Origin of the sequence: Xanthomarina sp. F1114, assembly GCF_026410255.1 — a bacterium.
GTDB lineage: Bacteria > Bacteroidota > Bacteroidia > Flavobacteriales > Flavobacteriaceae > Xanthomarina.
Genome location: NZ_JAPMLL010000001.1, coordinates 159,714 through 177,459 on the forward strand (window position 1 = coordinate 159,714; position 17,746 = coordinate 177,459).

14 protein-coding genes are annotated in these 17,746 nt (G+C 33.0%); 3 read left to right on the forward strand and 11 right to left on the reverse strand.

Annotation, left to right across the window (positions count from 1 at the left end):
* Positions 1-47 precede the first annotated feature (47 nt).
* Complete coding sequence (locus OS188_RS00660; RefSeq protein WP_267146877.1) at positions 48-1,049, forward strand: NAD(P)H-dependent glycerol-3-phosphate dehydrogenase; 1,002 nt, start codon at positions 48-50, stop codon at positions 1,047-1,049.
* 282 nt (positions 1,050-1,331) lie between these two features.
* On the opposite strand, the gene OS188_RS00665 is transcribed toward OS188_RS00660, so the two are convergent.
* The 7 genes from OS188_RS00665 to OS188_RS00695 all read right to left on the reverse strand — a co-directional run bounded on the left by OS188_RS00665 (position 1,332) and on the right by OS188_RS00695 (position 9,569).
* Complete coding sequence (locus OS188_RS00665; protein ID WP_267146878.1) at positions 1,332-1,727, reverse strand: hypothetical protein; 396 nt, start codon at positions 1,725-1,727, stop codon at positions 1,332-1,334.
* 57 nt (positions 1,728-1,784) lie between these two features.
* Positions 1,785-3,197 carry an efflux transporter outer membrane subunit gene (locus tag OS188_RS00670; RefSeq protein ID WP_267146879.1) on the reverse strand — a complete coding sequence of 471 codons (1,413 nt, stop codon included), beginning with the start codon at positions 3,195-3,197 and terminating at the stop codon, positions 1,785-1,787.
* A gap of 5 nt (positions 3,198-3,202) precedes the next feature.
* Positions 3,203-6,355, reverse strand: a complete 3,153-nt coding sequence (locus OS188_RS00675; RefSeq protein WP_267146880.1) for an efflux RND transporter permease subunit — start codon at positions 6,353-6,355, stop codon at positions 3,203-3,205.
* Between the two features lie 8 nt (positions 6,356-6,363).
* Positions 6,364-7,482: an efflux RND transporter periplasmic adaptor subunit gene (locus tag OS188_RS00680; RefSeq protein WP_267146881.1), complete on the reverse strand. Its 1,119-nt coding sequence runs from the start codon at positions 7,480-7,482 to the stop codon at positions 6,364-6,366.
* Position 7,483: 1 nt separating this feature from the next.
* Positions 7,484-7,993, reverse strand: coding sequence for a GbsR/MarR family transcriptional regulator (locus OS188_RS00685; RefSeq protein WP_267146882.1), 510 nt, complete (start codon positions 7,991-7,993; stop codon positions 7,484-7,486).
* Positions 7,994-8,094: 101 nt separating this feature from the next.
* Positions 8,095-9,114 carry a phenylalanine--tRNA ligase subunit alpha gene (gene pheS, locus OS188_RS00690; RefSeq protein ID WP_267146883.1) on the reverse strand — a complete coding sequence of 340 codons (1,020 nt, stop codon included), beginning with the start codon at positions 9,112-9,114 and terminating at the stop codon, positions 8,095-8,097.
* Positions 9,115-9,212: 98 nt separating this feature from the next.
* A complete protein-coding gene (locus tag OS188_RS00695; protein WP_267146884.1) occupies positions 9,213-9,569 on the reverse strand; it encodes a hypothetical protein in 357 nt (118 codons plus the stop codon).
* Between the two features lie 201 nt (positions 9,570-9,770).
* Between OS188_RS00695 and OS188_RS00700 the strand changes: the two genes are divergently transcribed.
* Positions 9,771-10,298, forward strand: a complete 528-nt coding sequence (locus OS188_RS00700; RefSeq protein ID WP_267146885.1) for a CvpA family protein — start codon at positions 9,771-9,773, stop codon at positions 10,296-10,298.
* Here the strand turns inward: OS188_RS00700 and OS188_RS00705 are convergent.
* The 4 genes from OS188_RS00705 to OS188_RS00720 form a co-directional block, all read right to left on the reverse strand.
* The gene (locus OS188_RS00705; protein ID WP_267146886.1) at positions 10,295-12,487 is read right to left on the reverse strand and encodes a PepSY domain-containing protein; all 2,193 of its coding nucleotides are present in this window, start codon (positions 12,485-12,487) and stop codon (positions 10,295-10,297) included. The genes OS188_RS00700 and OS188_RS00705 overlap by 4 nt on opposite strands.
* Before the next feature lie 26 nt (positions 12,488-12,513).
* Entirely contained in the window at positions 12,514-12,996 is a 483-nt protein-coding gene (locus OS188_RS00710) for a DUF2271 domain-containing protein (RefSeq protein WP_267146887.1), read from the reverse strand.
* A 115-nt stretch (positions 12,997-13,111) separates the two neighbouring features.
* Positions 13,112-14,584, reverse strand: coding sequence for an ankyrin repeat domain-containing protein (locus tag OS188_RS00715; protein WP_267146888.1), 1,473 nt, complete (start codon positions 14,582-14,584; stop codon positions 13,112-13,114).
* 4 nt (positions 14,585-14,588) lie between these two features.
* Positions 14,589-15,497, reverse strand: a complete 909-nt coding sequence (locus tag OS188_RS00720) for a DUF6607 family protein (protein ID WP_267146889.1) — start codon at positions 15,495-15,497, stop codon at positions 14,589-14,591.
* 104 nt (positions 15,498-15,601) lie between these two features.
* Between OS188_RS00720 and OS188_RS00725 the strand changes: the two genes are divergently transcribed.
* Entirely contained in the window at positions 15,602-17,737 is a 2,136-nt protein-coding gene (locus tag OS188_RS00725; protein ID WP_267146890.1) for a TonB-dependent receptor plug domain-containing protein, read from the forward strand.
* Positions 17,738-17,746 lie beyond the last annotated feature (9 nt).

Here is a 17,746-nt window from a genome sequence, read left to right on the forward strand (position 1 = left end):
GAGTTAATTTTTATGTATTTTTGATTCTTGTAATTTGAAGAAGAGATATGGAAAAACCATTAAAATATGCTGTTTTTGGTTCAGGAAGTTGGGCTACAGCTATTGTAAAAATGCTGTGCGAAAATTTAGACGAAGTAGGTTGGTATATGCGCAGTGTATACACTAAAGAGCATTTAATTAAAGAACAACACAACCCAAGTTATTTAAGCTCGGTGGAGTTTAAAATAGAGCAGCTTAAATTAAGTAACGATATTAATGAAATGGCTGAGTATGCCGATGTGTTGATTTTTGTTATTCCTTCTGCATTTATGCATTCTGAATTAGAAAAACTAACGACAGATCTTTCTGAAAAAACTATTGTATCTGCAGTTAAAGGAATAATTCCAGAATCCGGACTGCTTGTTGGCGAGCATTTTCATGACATTTATAATATCCCTTTTAAAAACATTGCAGTTATTGCTGGCCCGTGCCATGCAGAAGAAGTTGCACTTGAGCGTTTATCTTATTTAACTATTTCTTGTGCTGATGCTGAAAAAGCACAAGAAATTGCCGATAAATTTTCTAGTAATTATATAAAAACAAAAATAAGCGACGATGTTATTGGTACCGAATATGCCGTCATGCTAAAAAATATTTATGCTATTGCTGCTGGAATAGCTCATGGATTGGGCTATGGAGATAATTTCCAAAGTGTCTTGATGAGTAATGCCATTCGTGAAATGAAGCGGTTTATAAAGAAAACGCACAAAATGAAACGAAACATTAACAACTCGGCTTATTTAGGCGATTTATTAGTAACGGGATACTCTATATTTTCTAGAAACAGAATGTTTGGAAATATGATTGGGAAGGGCTACACGGTTAAATCTGCCCAAATGGAAATGAGCATGATTGCAGAAGGGTATTACGCTACAAAAAGTGCTTATTTGATAAACGAAACCAATAAAAAGAAAACCAAAATTCCTATTATAGACGCTGTTTACGCTGTTTTATATGAAGGGAAAGACCCAAAGAAGACTTTTAAAAAGTTGGCAGATAAGCTGGATTAACCCATGCCTGTGAAAGTAGGAATCTAGTCAATAATTGATGAAAATAATCAAATTATAATATTTCAACTTTTATTAAGACAAACATATAGCTATCCATGTAAAAGTGAATTCTAAACGGCAAACAAGAGATTAGCTTCGCTGAATCTTCGATTTCCTGTAAAGCCTGAAAAACAGTTGATTTCGAGCATAAATTATAATTTCAAAACTGTTTGTCAGAAAAATATTTATAAGAGTATGTATTTTGAATTTTAAATAATGAGATTCCTGCGTTCGCAGGAATTTTTACTTCACCAAAACCCCTTTTGCATCCATTAAAGGAAGAGGTTGCAAAGCCTTTAAATTAATGGTATTTTTTCTAAAGAGATATGTTTTATCGTACATGGTGTTTCCTTGAAAGAAAGTAACTTTAAATGTGTTATTTAAAGCAAAAAGATCCTCCTGCAAAAGCTCAATTTTTGCGTAGCTTTTTGCAGGAAGTCTTTCTAATTTTTTTCTAAATACAGCTGTTTTTTTAGCTTCAGAATAACCACTAGAGACTATAAGAACCATCTCTAAATCGACATCCTTATCATTAATAATATAAGCATTCCAATCTTGAGTTTTATAAATGTCGTTGTATTCATTTACAACTGCTAAATACACATTTTTCACCTCTGGAATTTGAATGTCTTTTTTCATATTATCATCATGTTTGTTCGTGTAAAAACAAAAATATAAGCTAATTTATCTCTTAGTTTATTGCCAGCCTCCACCTAAGGATCTGTATAAACGTACCACAGATAAAAGTTGTTCTAACTTATTGTCAATGGTATTTATTTCTGCTCTCAACACACTTTCTCTAGCAGTTAACAAATCTAAGTAATTGGCATAACCGTTGTCTAGCAATTCTTCCGAATTAGATTCGGCACGTCTAAGAGCTTCCACCTCTTTTTCACGGTATTGGAATTTATCCACTTCAGCTTGATAAGAATATAAAGCATCTGAAACCTCTTTCCCTGCTACTAATAAGGTGTTTTTAAAGTTTAATAAAGCTTGTTCTTGTTGGGCTTGAGAAACTTCGTATTGGGTTCTAACTTTTCTTTGGTTAAATATGGGTTGTGTTAATCCGCCAACAATATTAGCGAATAATGCGTTTGTACTAAACCAATTCTGAAATTCTAAGCTCTGAAAACCTCCTGCTGCACTTAAAGTTAATGATGGGTAGAAATTTGTTAAGGCCACATTAGTTAACTCAAAAGATTGAATGAATTCGCTTTCGGCAGCAATCACATCTGGTCTATTTCTTAGCAATAAGTACGGCACACCTAGTTTCATTTCTGTTGTAATAGCTTGTTCGTCCAAGGTACTTCTTTCAAAACTCTGTGGTTGTTTAGCCAATAAAATACTTAAGGTATTTTCTAATTTAAAAATTTCAGTTTTCACTTCAATCTCCAGAGCTCTCGCATTGTTATACTGCGCTACGTTTTGATCTACAGCCACCTGAGTTACTTGTCCAGCTTCTTTTAAAGCCATTATAGTATGAACACTTTTTTCTCGTGTTTCAGCAGTTTCTGTTAGAATATTTAACTGTGCATCTAAAGCTACCAACCCATAATACGTAGAAGCAATATTTTCGATAAGTCTTGTTTTTACTGCTTGGTGTGCTGCAATACTTTTTAAATAACCTGCATGAAAGGCTCGTTTATTAGATCTAATTTTTCCCCATATATCAGCTTCCCACGAAAGAGAAAGCACGGCTTCATAGTTATTAATAGACCCTCCTCCTAATTGTCCATTTTTAGAAAACTCCTGATGACCAGCAGAAGCATCTCCATTTAAGGTTGGTAAATACCCGGCATTTCCTTGTTTCATATAAGCCTCTCCAGCAATAATTTGTTGTATGGCAATTCTAATATCAATATTATTCTGAAGGCCTTCTTCTATATATTGGGTTAAATATGGATCGGTAAAAACTTCTTTCCAAGATACATCTGCCATAGATAAACTATCTGCAGGGAGGTTATCTGTACGATATAAAGTCTCTGTTTCGTCCTCTAATTCTTCTGGCCTTTCGTAGTTTTTAGATACCAAACAACTTTGCATAGTTATGGCTAGCAATGCAAAAACCATAACTCTAGAAATTCCTCTCTTATTTATAATTGCTTTCATTCTAATTATTCTTTTATATCTTGATTTACTATTTCTGGTGTACCACTAACTTTTTCTTGTAACCATTGGAAAACAACAAATAATACTGGAATTACAAAAACTCCAACAACAGTTCCAACTAATAATCCGCCAACTGCTCCTGTACCAATAGAATTGTTACCAACTGCTCCTACTCCTTTTGCCAATACTAATGGGGTAATACCCAGAATAAAAGCAAAGGATGTCATTAAAATAGGACGTAATCTTACTTTAGCACCATCGATGGCAGCGTTGACTAACGACAAGCCGTGTTGTCGGCGTTGAACTGCAAACTCCACAATTAAAATGGCATTTTTGGCTAATAAACCTAAAAGCATAATTAAAGCAATTTGGAAGTATATATTATTTTCCAGTCCCGTTAAATAGGTTGTTAAATAAGCTCCAGCAACCCCAATTGGTAATGATAAGATAATAACCAAAGGCAATAAATAACTTTCATATTGTGCAGCTAATAAGAAATATACAAACAAGATACTAATCATAAATATGACTGTTGATTGTCCTGCAGAAGCAATTTCTTCTCTGGTAATACCAGAATAAGCCACTTGGTAACCCTCTGGTAAATTATTTGCTGCCAATTGATCTATAGTTTTAATAGCATCTCCAGAACTAAATCCAGGAGTTGCAGATCCATTAACCGTAACCGCATTAAATAGGTTAAAACGATTAACAGTTTGTGGACCGTATACACGTTCAAACGACACGTATTGTGAGATTGGTGTCATTTCTCCACTAGGTGTTTTTATAAACATGCTATTTAAACTTTCTTCGTCAACTCTATCTTCAGGTAAAGCCTGCATAAACACTCTAAATTGTTTTCCAAAGCGGCTAAAATCTGCCACATAATTACCACCAATATAGCCTTGTAAAGCTGATAAAATAGCGCTAGTTGAAACCCCAGCTTCTTTTGCTCTCTCTACATTAATATCTAATTGCAATTGTGGGAAGTTAGTACTAAATGAATTGGATGCATATGCAATTTCAGGTTGTTGGTTTAACAGTTTAACAAAATCGTTTGCAGTATCATCTAGCTCTGTTAAAGGTCTAGCATTTCTATCCATCAATCTCATTTCAAAACCATCTGCACTACCAAAACCAGGTACGCTAGGTGGTGTAAAAAAGATAATATTAGCTTCAGGGATCATAGCAGCTTTTTGAAACAACTGACCAATAATTCCATTTACAGAAGTTGCTTCTGTCTCTCGCTTATCCCAATCATCTAGAATAATAAAGCCCATGGCGTTAGAACTACCTTGTCCTGAGAAAAAGTTCTGCCCACTAATAAAAGAAGCTCCTTTAATACCTTCAATTTCTTTAACGGCTTTTTCTAATTCTTCATTCACTTCGAATGTACGGTCTAATGATGAACCTGGAGGTAACTCGGCATTCATAAACACAATCCCTCTATCTTCTGAAGGCACAAATCCTGTTGGAATAATTTTATTCAATCCTATAATTCCAAAAACACTAAGCCCCAAAATTATTATGGTAATCCATTTATGCTTTATCAAAAAGCCTACAGATTGTGCGTATTTTGATGTTGTTGCATTAAATCCTGCATTAAAGGCATCGTAAAAACGCTGTAATAGAGATCTCTTTTTTACTTCTTTACCATCATGCTCCTTATGAGGTTTTAAGAAAATAGCACATAAAGCCGGTGTTAATGTTAAGGCGTTAATTGCCGAGATAAAAATTGCAATCATTAAAGTAACTCCAAATTGCTCATAGAAAACCCCTGAAGGTCCCTTAATAAAAGTAATTGGAATAAATACGGCCATCATTACTAAAGTAATTGAGATAATAGCACCTGTAATTTCGCTCATGGCAGAAATGGATGCTTTTTTAGCATCTTTGTAGCCACCTTCCAGTTTGGCATGAACAGCTTCTACTACTACAATGGCATCATCTACCACAATACCAATGGCTAGAATTAATGCAAATAGCGTTAATAAGTTAATAGAATAGCCTAACACATTTAGGAAAAAGAAAGTACCAATAATAGATACAGGAACAGCAATTGCTGGAATTAATGTAGATCTAAAATCTTGTAAGAAAATAAATACTACCAAGAAAACTAGTAAAAAGGCCTCTAACAGGGTATGTACCACTTTATCAATGGAAGCTGTTAAAAACTTATTGGTATCGTAGTTTACTAAGTAATCCATACCTTCTGGAAAATCTTTTTTAAGCTCGTCCAGTTTTACGTAAATATCTTCAATAATTTCTTGAGCATTAGAACCTGGAGTTTGAAAAACCCCAAAGTTAACTGCTGAATTACCATTTGTTTTTGAGATAGAGGAATAAGAGAACGCGTCTAATTCTACTTTTGCAACATCCTTAACTCTTAAAAATTGTCCGTTACCTAAAGCTTTTATTACAATATCTTCATATTCTTTAGCTTCCTTATAACGGCCTTTATATTTTACAACATACTCAAACGACTCTCCAGCATTCTGACCGAAAGATCCTGCAGCTGCTTCCAAACTTTGTTCGTTTATAGCTTGAGTAACCTCTCTTGGTTCTATTTTATAGGCTGCCATTTTAGTTGGATCTAACCAAATACGCATGGAATAATCCTTAGCACCAAAAACGTTCATGGCTCCTACACCGTTAATACGTTGTATTTCTGGCTTAATATTAATATTTAAATAGTTCTGTATATACGTATCGTTATATTCTGGATTTGTAGAATATATAGCAGCAAATAATAAAGCGGAGTTTTGTTGTTTTTGTGTAATTACTCCTGCACGGATAACTTCGGCAGGTAATAAAGCATTTGCTCTTGCTACTCTATTCTGAACGTTTACAGCAGCAATATCCGCATCGTAACCTTGTTCAAAAAACACTTCAATAGAGGCACTACCAGAGTTACTAGCTGTAGAGGTAATATAGGTCATACCTTCTACCCCGTTTATTTGTTCTTCAATAGGAACCACCACACTTTCTAGAATGGTTTCTGCGTTTGCACCAGGGTAACTAGCTGTAACTTTAACAGTTGGCGGTGCAATATCTGGATATTGTGTAACCGGTAATTGCGATAGCCCCAGAACCCCCAAAATAACTATAATAATGGAGATTACTGTAGATAATACAGGCCTTTCAATAAATTTTTGTATCATAATTAATTTTATTTAAAGACAGTCTGGAAAGAGTTAATAATACTATCTAACGGTTTTACAATTGGTTGAATTTTTGTTCCAGGTCCTACTTTATTAAGGCCTCTAGCTAAAATAGTTTCTCCTACTTCAATTCCGTTATCTATAATATATAAGCGATTAGCATTCTTTAAAATAGCAACAGGCTTATCTACTAATGAATCGTTAACTATGGTATAAACAAAGGTCTTTCCTTGTCTTTCAAAAGTTGATTCGGCAGGAATAACAATGACATCGTGATATTCTCTTGGAATTAAGATAGTACCACTACTACCATTTCTAAGTAAACCCGCTTTATTATCGAATCTAGCTCTAAAAGTTATTGTTCCTGTTTGTGTATTAATATCACCAGCAATAGTTTCTATTTTTCCCGGTTTATCATATATATTTCCATTGGCGAGACGCAATTTAACATTTGGAAATTTTTCTAATTTCTCTTTAGCAGTTTCACCTTTGGCTTCAGCCATAAACGAAATAAACTTTTTTTCGTTTATAGAAAAATACGCGTAAACTTCGTCAATAGAAGACACATTAGTTAGTGGCAATGGATCTTGACCACTTACCAAAGCTCCCTTTCTAAAATTGATAGAACCCACAACTCCATCTACTGGACTTTTTACATTAGCATAGTCTATATTAGCGTTAATACTATTATAATTACTTTGTGCCTGTAACAATTGTGCTTTTGCTGTTTCCAATTGCACTGGACTAATAATATTTTTATCAACTAATGGTTTAAGTTTATCAACCTCAACCTGCGCAGCATTAACATTTGCTTTTGCAGCATTGGCATCTTGACTTAAAGATTGAGTTTCTAATCTAAATAAGGATTGTCCTTGTTTAACAAACTCACCTTCTTTTACAAGTACTTCTTTAATATAACCTGAAACCTTAGGTCTAACTTGGCTGTTTACTTTTCCTTCTATTGTAGCCGGAAAATCTTCGTGTGTAACAACATCTTGTTTTTCAACTTTTACCACTGGATATGGCATAACATAAGCTGGTTTTTTTTCTGCTTGTTTATTGCCACAGCTGCTTAGCACTAATACTAAGGCGCACGGAATGAGGATGTTTAATGCGTTTTTTTTCATGTTAGGGTTGCGTTTTAATGTTGTTAGCAACTATTTTGGTTTTTAAATCTGAAATAGATGCAATTGCTAATTTTAAAAATTCTATGTATTTGTCGTGAAATGTTAAATCGAATTCAAATTCATTTAAGGTAGAATCTAATTTATTTACCTTTAATTTATATTCTGATATTTCTTTATGAAGATTTTTTTCAGATTCCCATTCGCTAATCATATGATCAATACTTTGTAAAAAGTTTGCAGAATTAACAATGAAATACTTTTTTCTATCTCCAGTTTTAGTGAAATAACTAATTCGGTCTAAGCTCTGTAAATGGGTTAAATGAGTAGAAATAGTACTTTTACTAGCGCATAAATTTGACACCAAGTCTTCGAAAGTACTCCCCTCTTTTCCTGTAAGAATAATATATGCTAAAATTCGTGCAGCAACTGGTGCTAGATGGTCTTTCCCTTCTAAATGAACGCCCAGTTTTTCAACCAATTTATATTTTTCTTCTAATAACTTCTTCTCCATAATTTTGGAATTATTTGCAAAGATACCTTAAGTTCGGAATTAACCGAACTAAGCGAAGTTAAAAAAATGTTAAATACACTAAACCCCTTGTGAAATTAGGTTTAGAGGGCTGATTTAAACTGCTCTAAAAAGCGAACATCGTTTTCGCTTAAGAGTCTAATATCATTAATTTGATGCAATAGCATAGCAATTCTGTCTATTCCAACACCAAAAGCAAATCCGGAATATTCTTTTGGATCAATATTACAATTTTCCAAAACATTAGGATCTACCATTCCACAACCACCAATTTCTAACCAACCTGTTCCTTTGGTAATTCGGAAATCGGCTTCTGTTTCCAGACCCCAATACACATCAACCTCCGCACTTGGTTCTGTAAAAGGAAAATAAGATGGACGCAATCTAATTTTAGATTTCCCAAACATTTCAGTTGTAAAATATTGAAGGGTTTGTTTTAAGTCTGCAAAACTTACATTCTTATCTATATACAAACCTTCTACTTGATGGAAAAAACAATGAGATCTAGACGAAATGGCTTCGTTTCTATAAACTCTCCCTGGAGAAATGGTTCTTATAGGTGGTTTATTATTTTCCATATAGCGCACTTGCACAGAACTGGTATGTGTGCGTAATAATATATCTGGATCTGTTTGAATAAAAAAGGTATCCTGCATATCTCGGGCAGGATGATATTCTGGCAAATTTAAAGCTGTAAAGTTATGCCAATCGTCTTCAATTTCCGGCCCTTCACTAACATTAAAACCAATACGCGAAAAGATACCAATTATCTGATTTTTAACGATAGATATAGGGTGACGAGCTCCAATTTCAATTGGTTCGCCAGGACGAGATAAATCTCCGTAAATTCCTTTTACTTCCTCCTTGCTTTCTAGCTCTTCTTTTAATGCATTAACCTTATTCTCTGCTGTAGTTTTTAAAGCGTTTATTGCTTGACCAAAATCCTTTTTCTGATCTTTAGCAACGTTTTTAAACTCAGCAAAAAAGTCGTTTAAAAGACCCTTTTTTCCTAAATATTTTATTCTAAAAGCTTCGATTTCCTCCTTGGATTGCGCTTGAAAGTTCTCTGCTTCAGTAATAAGTACTTTTATCTTATCTATCATGATATGGTTGAAAATGACTGCAAATTTAATGATTTTTAGAAATAATCATACTAATGCTTCTATATAAATTAGTTCCAGTTAATTTCTCAAAAAAAATGTTATTCTATGTATTCCGATTCTAAAAAATAACTAACAATGGCTTCCTTCATCAAAACACTTTGTTCGCCTGCTTTTAAGGTTGGTAGTTGCTCTTTTGTAATATAATGAGGCCAACCATCTTCATCGAAATAGTCAAATTCATAATAACCATAAGGTTCTAAAAGCCTACAAATAGCTATATGCATAAGGTCTAATTTATGGTCTTTCTTGAACTTTCTATCAAGTTGCCCCAATTCTTGAACTCCAATTAAATAGATAATTGCGTCTAAATCTAAAGTATCTCCATCTGCAAATTGTGTGGATAGTTTACTAACCACAAGTTCCCATCGGGTTTTTAATTGTTCGTCTCTTGACATATTATAAATCCTGAAGAAACCAGGAGGATTTTAAGTTTAACTTAGAAAATAATTCTCGCAAAGTTAAGTTATATTTACAGAAATAAAGAATTTCGTAAAATGCTAATTTTTTTTATTTTCGTTCCCTGAATCACATAGAATCAAACAGTTTCAAATGTTCTCCCAATAATTCTAAGAGAGCGTATAATCTAAACCGGAATTATGGGTGTTATTGATATTATTTTATTAGGCTTTTTATTACTCGGATTAGTGCGAGGCTTTTTAAAAGGTTTTTTTGTTGAAGTTGCATCTTTAATCGCTTTAATTGCCGGGATTTATGGCGCCATTCATTTTAGTTTTTATGCTGCTGAAATGTTGACAAATCAAGTTGACTGGGACGAAAAGACTATTAACGTCACCGCTTTTGCCATCACCTTTATTGTTATTGTTTTAGTTATTGCTATGGCTGGAAAAGCCCTTACCAAGTTAGCAGATTTTGCTGCTTTAGGCATTGTGAATAAGGTTTTTGGAGCAATTTTTGGTCTGGTAAAAATGACATTAATTTTAAGTATTCTCCTTAATATATTCGATAAACTAAATACAACAATTCCCTTTCTAGATGAAGAACACACTAAAAATACAGTGCTTTACAACCCAGTAAAATCTGTAGTCCCAATAATTTTTCCGTTTATTATAAAGACTGAAGAATTAGAATTTAATGAGTCTAAAGAAGAAATCCATGACGTCTAATAGCAGTCCATTTTAAGTTGTTGCCTATTCTGATAATACCCCAAAGGTTTGTTATTATAAGTAGCACAAATTTTCTCTAGAACACCTAACACGTCTTTTTGCATAGCCAAAGAACCGCAAATCATAATAACACCGTTATTCTGTAGCACTTTTGCAATAAATTTAGCATCTTTAAATAAAGCATCTTGAACATAGATTTTATCTGTTTCTTGAGATAATGCCACTTCCAGTTTCCTTAATTTATTATCTGAAATAAAATCTTCAATTTGTTTTTGATACAGATTAAAAGACGCCTGAGTTCTTAAACCCAAATACAAATAAGTCTCTATTTGCTTTTTATTTTCGTGAAGCATTCCCAAAAATGGACCAATTCCAGTTCCATTAGCAATCATAACAACTTGAGATGCTTTTTTAGGGAAATAAAACTGACTATTTTTAAAAATTCTCGCTTTAAACCTAGTTTTAGGCTCTAAATTATTTAGGTAATTTGACCCTAAACCTCTTTCAAAATGTTTCACACTTAATTGCATATTCCCGTTTACTTTTCCTATAGAGTATAGGCGCTCACGATAATCGTGATTGGGGTATATTGCCAACAAATCGCCAGATTTAAAACAATATGTCTTTTTAGGTTTTAAGGTGATTAGAAACGTCTTGTCCGGGTTTGTTTTTACTTCGGTTCTTTTTACAACTTTTAGTTTCTTTAAGAGTTTAGGCTTTACTACTAAATCTTGTTTAGATATTTTAAATTCTAAACTTTGAGTCTTAGCCCACAATTGTGTCCATTTTTCAAAAGCTTCAACCGATTTATCGTTAATGGTAAATGGTGCTAATTCTTCTTTAAAATAATCGTTAAGCTCAATATTAACATCAAAAGCGTACTTACAGAAATCTGGGTAAGATAGAGAACCAAAACCAACTACAGAGAATGCTAATTTTTTGTTTTGTTTGGTTGTTTTTAGCAGTTTTAAAAATTTATCAGCATTGGTTGGAGCTTCTCCTTGTCCATAAGTGGCTGTAAGAACAATGAGGTGTTTGGCTTTTTTATAAGTTGTATACTTATTTAATTCTGAAATATAAACCTTCTCTCCTGCTTGCAATAATTGTTTATATAAAACATTGGCAAACGGTATTGTGCTTCCGTTTTCTGAGCCTACCAAAATAATATACTTTGCCTGATCTTTTTTATATTTATTTTTAAGTTTCGCTTTCCTTCGCTTTAAAGTCATAGCAAATCCAGAGTAGATAAAAAATAGGATATTGACACTTGCAATAGCCAGGATTAAAGACCAAATAATACTGCCTTTACCCGTATGAAGATTTAAACTTAAGTTAGAGAAAAAGCTCACTAATGGATATTTTTCTTCACTTAAAACAGTTCCTGTAAACTGATTTACCAAAATTTCTCTGTCTTTTAATTCTATAGTGAAGTAATCTTCTACATCTTCTGAGAAAGGAAACTCAACAGCTTTAACTTGCGACAGTTTTATGTCTTTAAAAACAGGAAACTGGAAGAAGTCCAATTTTGGAGTTTCATAAATAGCATCAAAATCAACATTATGAGATGTGGTTACTTTGGGTAAAACATTAAATTTTTCTAAGGATAAATACACTCCAGTAAGGGTGATGATAATAATAGGAATTAAAGACAAACGTCCAAGAACCACATGCCAGTATTGATTAAAATTTTCATTAACAACGGATGAAAATATCTTTTTGAAACTCCCTTGTCTTTTAACAACCAAAACTAACCCAGAAACAGCTATTAAAAACAAAATAAAGGAGCATAATCCAACAAAAAACCGACCAGTTCCTTTTAAAAACAACGAACGATGGAAATTAGTCACCCATTGAAAAAACTTAGAAGGTTCTTTTTTATTGGCAAGAAATTGTGCTGTTTCTGGATTAAAGTAACCATTTAAGCTTTTGCCCTCTTTAGTAATAACCGATGCAAAAACAAAGTTGTTAGCATCTACCTGAAGTTCTATAACCTCGGGATAATTATCTTTGAAAACAGTAACTGTTTCAGCTAAACTTAAAGCATTAAGATCTGCCACATGATACGGTTGCAGCTTATCTGAAACAGGTTCGAATGCCAGAATTATTCCAGTTACAGATGCTAAGAGAATAAAAACAAAAGAAGATACAGCCAACGCAAGATGGCTATATCTCCAAATGGAAATGGTCATGTTTATTTGTGTTTGTTCAGTAAAAACTAATTAGGCATCATTCTTATATAACGAATAAAACCTGTTCCGTCCTGTTTACTTTTTACATTTTCTGTAGTTAATGGGAACTCCACATCTTTGGTGTAGTACTCTTGATCTTCAACGGCTGTTTCAAAACGAATGCTGTAACCAGCATCAATTTTAGAATCATCAATATCGATTACACTAATGGTTCTAGCGCCTCCGGCAATTGTTGCTCCAGTTATTGCATCTAAATTTGTACGTTTTTTTCCGTAGAAGTTCCACCAATCAGAAATATCGTGATACCACTCGTCGTCGTCTCCTTGAACATAAAGCGTTTTTTCATATTCTCCTTGAGGATTAATCAATGAAATAATTACATAGGCAGCTTCACCTGTATAATTAGTCATTTGAATCATGCATTTGTACTTAGTAGTTTCAGAAAAAGTACTTACAGACAAAAGACCTAATGTGGCAATAGCTATAAGTATAAATTGTTTAATTTTCATTTTAATATTGAGGATTTATTAGATTCATTAAGTAATACCATGACTTCAAATTAAACCCACAAAGCTTTAAATGGCTTAACATTTATGATAGCTGCTTTGCAGGCCTAATAACCAACTAACTACTCAAAAAATCAAAATTTAGTTTTTTCGCTAATAAAATTTCGTTTTCCGAAGCTAAATCGAAGGCTGTTTCTTCAAATTCTGTGAGTTCCTTCTTTTTTGCTCCTTGCTCTATAAGGTATTTTAGAATTTCTGTATCTGTGGCACTCATAGCTGCTAAATGAAGCGCTGTATTGCCTTCCTTATTTTTAGCATTAATATCTACTTTATACTGAGACACCCATTTTACGAGTTCTAAATTATTTTTAGAAACTGCTAAATGATATAAGGTATTGCCATCTTCTTGAACTTTACTAATATCTAATCCCTGTGTTTTTAAAAGTTTTACTTTTTCTTGAAAGTCATCTGAAGGAAAAGCATCTAATAAATAGTATGCTAAATGGTTTCCGTTGGTATCAACAACCTCTACATTGGCTTTATGTTCCATTAGAAAACTAACCGATTTAGCAGAATTATTAGCAATGGCCAGACTTAAAGCTGACTGTCCTTTATTGTTGACCCAATTAATATCTTTAGTTCCTTTTAATAAAGTTGATATTACCTCTAGGTTGTTTCTACTTGCTGCATGAATTAAAGCTGTATTTCCATTTTTATCGGCTAAATTAATATCTGCACCTTTTTCTATAAAATAGTTTGTAATAGACACATCTTTATTTCTGGCTGCCACAATTTGCAACGGACTAATGCCTTCCTTTGTTCTAGTATCAGGGTTTAGACCTGTACTTTCTAAAAACTTATATACCTCTAATCCGTTGGTTTTTCCTCGAGTTCCATAAGCAGCAAAAACAAAAGCCTGATCGTTTCCTTTTATGTTTCTTTCTAACAGTTTATTTAATAAATCTATGTTTCCTGTTTTTGCCACATAATTAAAAACGCCATTTCCTTCGGAATCTACACTATTTATGCTGAATCCTTTTGAAGTAAAATAATCGATAAGCACAAAATCTGTATCAAAAGGAGCTGCAAGCAATAACGCGTTAGCGCCATTTGGAGTTAGGTCTTTTTCTAGGTTGGCACCATGTGTTAAACAGAGATCGTACACTTGAGTATTTGGTTGCCCAGAGCCAGCTGCAAAGTTTAAAATGGTATTACCTTTATCGTCTGTTACATCTGTTTTAGCTCCTTTTTTTAAGAGATATTCCATGAACGGTACATTCCCCTTATAAGCTGCCCAAAATATATAGGTTCTTCCGTCGTGAGTTAGTTTATTAACATCGTTTCCAGGTTTAGATTGTATATATTTTAGGGTTTTTAAAGGAGCGTTTTGTAAAATAGCATATACAACAGCATCAAAATTATTACTATTAGCTTCCGTAATACTATTTCCGGCTTCTATTTTTGCATCAATCGCTTTAATAGTTGGTTTGGTATCCCAAAAATTGCGATCTAAAAACACGTTTTCTTGTGCTGTAATCTGGGTTCCAAATATAAAAATGAAACCCAAGACTAATTGTTTTAAGTAAGTCATGTTATTAAGATTTTACAAAAGCGTCTATAATTGGATCGATTTCTTGAGCAGTTTTATAGTTTTCGTCGTCTAGTATATATTTAAACATTACTTTATTATCAACCTTCTCCTTAAGGAATAAATTTGTGTTTCTTGCAAAAACCTCATCCCATTTGGCACGAACAACCGCCCATTTTTCTTTATTTTTTTTCCAATAATCTTGGCCAGCTTTACATCTTTCATCAGCAATCTTAACATAGGTATTATGACCTTTTTCTTGTGCTAGAAGCATGTCTTCTTTTCCTTCTTCACGAATTACTTTGTCGTTGTCTTGATCGTGAATCCATCCATTAGAAACAATTTCATGTCTATTGGTTCTAATTAGCACATTATAATCACTACGTGTTGTGTATTCACGTCTTGCCAAAGGTGCAGCCGTGGTATTTTCCCAATAACTTTTTCCATCTACATGTACCCAAGAGGCAGAACCTTCATAACGAGGACTATCATCTACTTGAAATACTCTTTGTGTCCATTGTCCTTTAACATCTTTTTTTGGAAGCTTAACATATTCCCATTTATTATCATGATCGTAAACATATAAGTCTGTGTTTTCAAATTCCCAATCTTGACGCCAATGTTTAACAATATGTGGACTATCTGGACGACCAACAATTAAAATATGTTGCATGACAATTTTATCTGCATCATTTTGAAGTAATTCTACCCATTCTAATGCTTTATCGTGTTTCGTTTTAGAAGGAATGTAAGTTGAGTCTCCAGAATACTCGAACGTTTCAGTAAAATTAAAGCCCACTTCGTAGCAACCACACATGTCTTTTATGGCTTTTTGATCTTGTTTCTTTTTGTTTTGGGCTTGAGTTTGAAAAATAACTACGACTAATAAAAAAGTGAGGAGTGATAATCGTTTCATTACTAGGGTTTTCTTTTTAAGTGAATTATTTATTTAAAATTTACCTATTCTTATTTAGACTGATTTAAAATAAGATTTTATATTTGCTGCAAATTTAATCAAGAATGAGTCTAAATAAAAATAAAATTCTAATTTATTTTTCACTTTTTTTAAGTCCCATAGTTTTTTCACAAGAGACAGTTGTTGATTCTACCAAGACCGAAGAACTTAATGAAGTTGTAATTACGGGACAATACAATCCACAATCCATCAAGAAATCTGTTCATAATGTGATTGTTATAAATAAAGAACAAATTGAAAATCAAGCCGGAAATAATCTCGCAGATTTGTTGAATTTCAATTTAAATCTAACCATTATTCCAAGTTCTCAAACTGGAAAATCTAGTATCTCATTTTTTGGTTTAGATGCGCAATACTTCAATATTTTAATAGACAATATTCCTTTAGTTAGCGATAATGGCCTTGGAAACAACATAGATTTAACCCAAGTCAACCTAGACGACATAGAACGCATAGAAATAGTTGAAGGTGCTATGGGAGTTGAATATGGAGCGAATGCCGTTTCTGGTGTTATTAATATAATTACCAAAAAATCCATTGATTCTAGTTGGCAAATTCAAGGAGGCATCCAGGAAGAAACTGTTGGAGACGAATACGCATGGTTTGATGCTGGTAGACATATTCAACTTATAAACCTGTCTCATAATTTTAATGAAAAATGGTATGGCCGCTTAGGTTTTAATCGCAATCATTTTGCAGGCTATTTAGATAATAAGCAAGGAAAAGATTATTATATAAATGATGGTTTAAGAGGGTACGAATGGCTACCAAAAACACAATTTAATACCAATGCTTTAATTAATTATCAGTCGGAGAAGTTTAAATTAAATTATCGTTTTGATTATTTTCATGAAGTTCTTAACTATTATGATGCTACAGTAAGACCTAACATAGATATTGTTTCGCAAACTTCGAATCCTTCTGCTACCGACAAAATATTTACAACCAACAGGTTTGTAAATAACATAAATATCTCTGGACATTTAAATTCTGGAGCCAACTACAAGGCATCTTTTTCATATCAACAACAACAGCGCGATTTAAATAAGTTCAATTACTATATTTTAAGTCACGAGAAAACCAACGAAACAGATGAAACCTACCAATCTACTAAAATATTTTTCTCTAATGGTACGATAAATAATCTTATTAAAAACGACAAATTCAACTTTGAGTTAGGCTATGAAACGAGATTTATAGATGGGTTCGACACACAAGCAACTGGAGATTATAGCCAATTAGCTAAAAGCCATTCTATTTATAATTTATCCACATATGGTTCTGCAGAATATAGATTTAATCAAAAGCTATCTCTAAGACCAGGATTACGTTACGAATACAATTCTAAATTTCAATCTAAAGTTTTAGGTTCTTTAAGTGCCAGGTATTTAATGAATCATGGATTTGAACTTCGGGCAAATGTGGGTAGTTCTTATAGAACTCCAAGTTTTGAAGAACTCTATTACTACTTTGTAGACTCTAATCACGATGTACGAGGAAATGAAAACTTAAATCCAGAAAATGGATATACCGCTTTTATTAACTTAAAAAAACGTAGTTGGTTTGATGATATATCTCTTCAAAATGAATTAAAATTTAGTTATATCTCTTTAAAAGATAAAATTGATCTCGCCATTGTAAACACCAGCCCGTTGCAATATCGGTACATAAATATAGATAGCTACAGGCTTTGGGGACTTACTTTAAACAACTCTATAAAATCTAATAACTGGAACTTTAATTTAGGTGCCACTTTGCAAGGGGTTTCAAGAGGATTAGAAAATGAAGTGAATGCTAATGATGATTTTTTATATGCATTTCAAATAAATTCTAGTGCCACTTACCATCTAAAAAAATGGGATACTTTTTTAACCATGCTTTATAAATATAATGGCCCACAAGAAGATTACGTCGCTTCAGGAACAGATGCCAATGGAAATTCCACCTTTAGCACAGAAACCTTAGATGCTTACAGCTGGTTGGATGCTTCTGTTAAAAAGTCTTTTTTCAAAGACGCTTTTCAAGTCACTCTTGGAGCTAGAAACTTATTAAACATAACCTCTGTAGATATTAGAAATTCTAATGCTAGCACAGGATCTCATAACGCCAGTAGCGACAATCTTACTTTGGGCTACGGACGTTCATTTTACTTAAAACTATTATATACATTAAATATTTAAAATCAATTA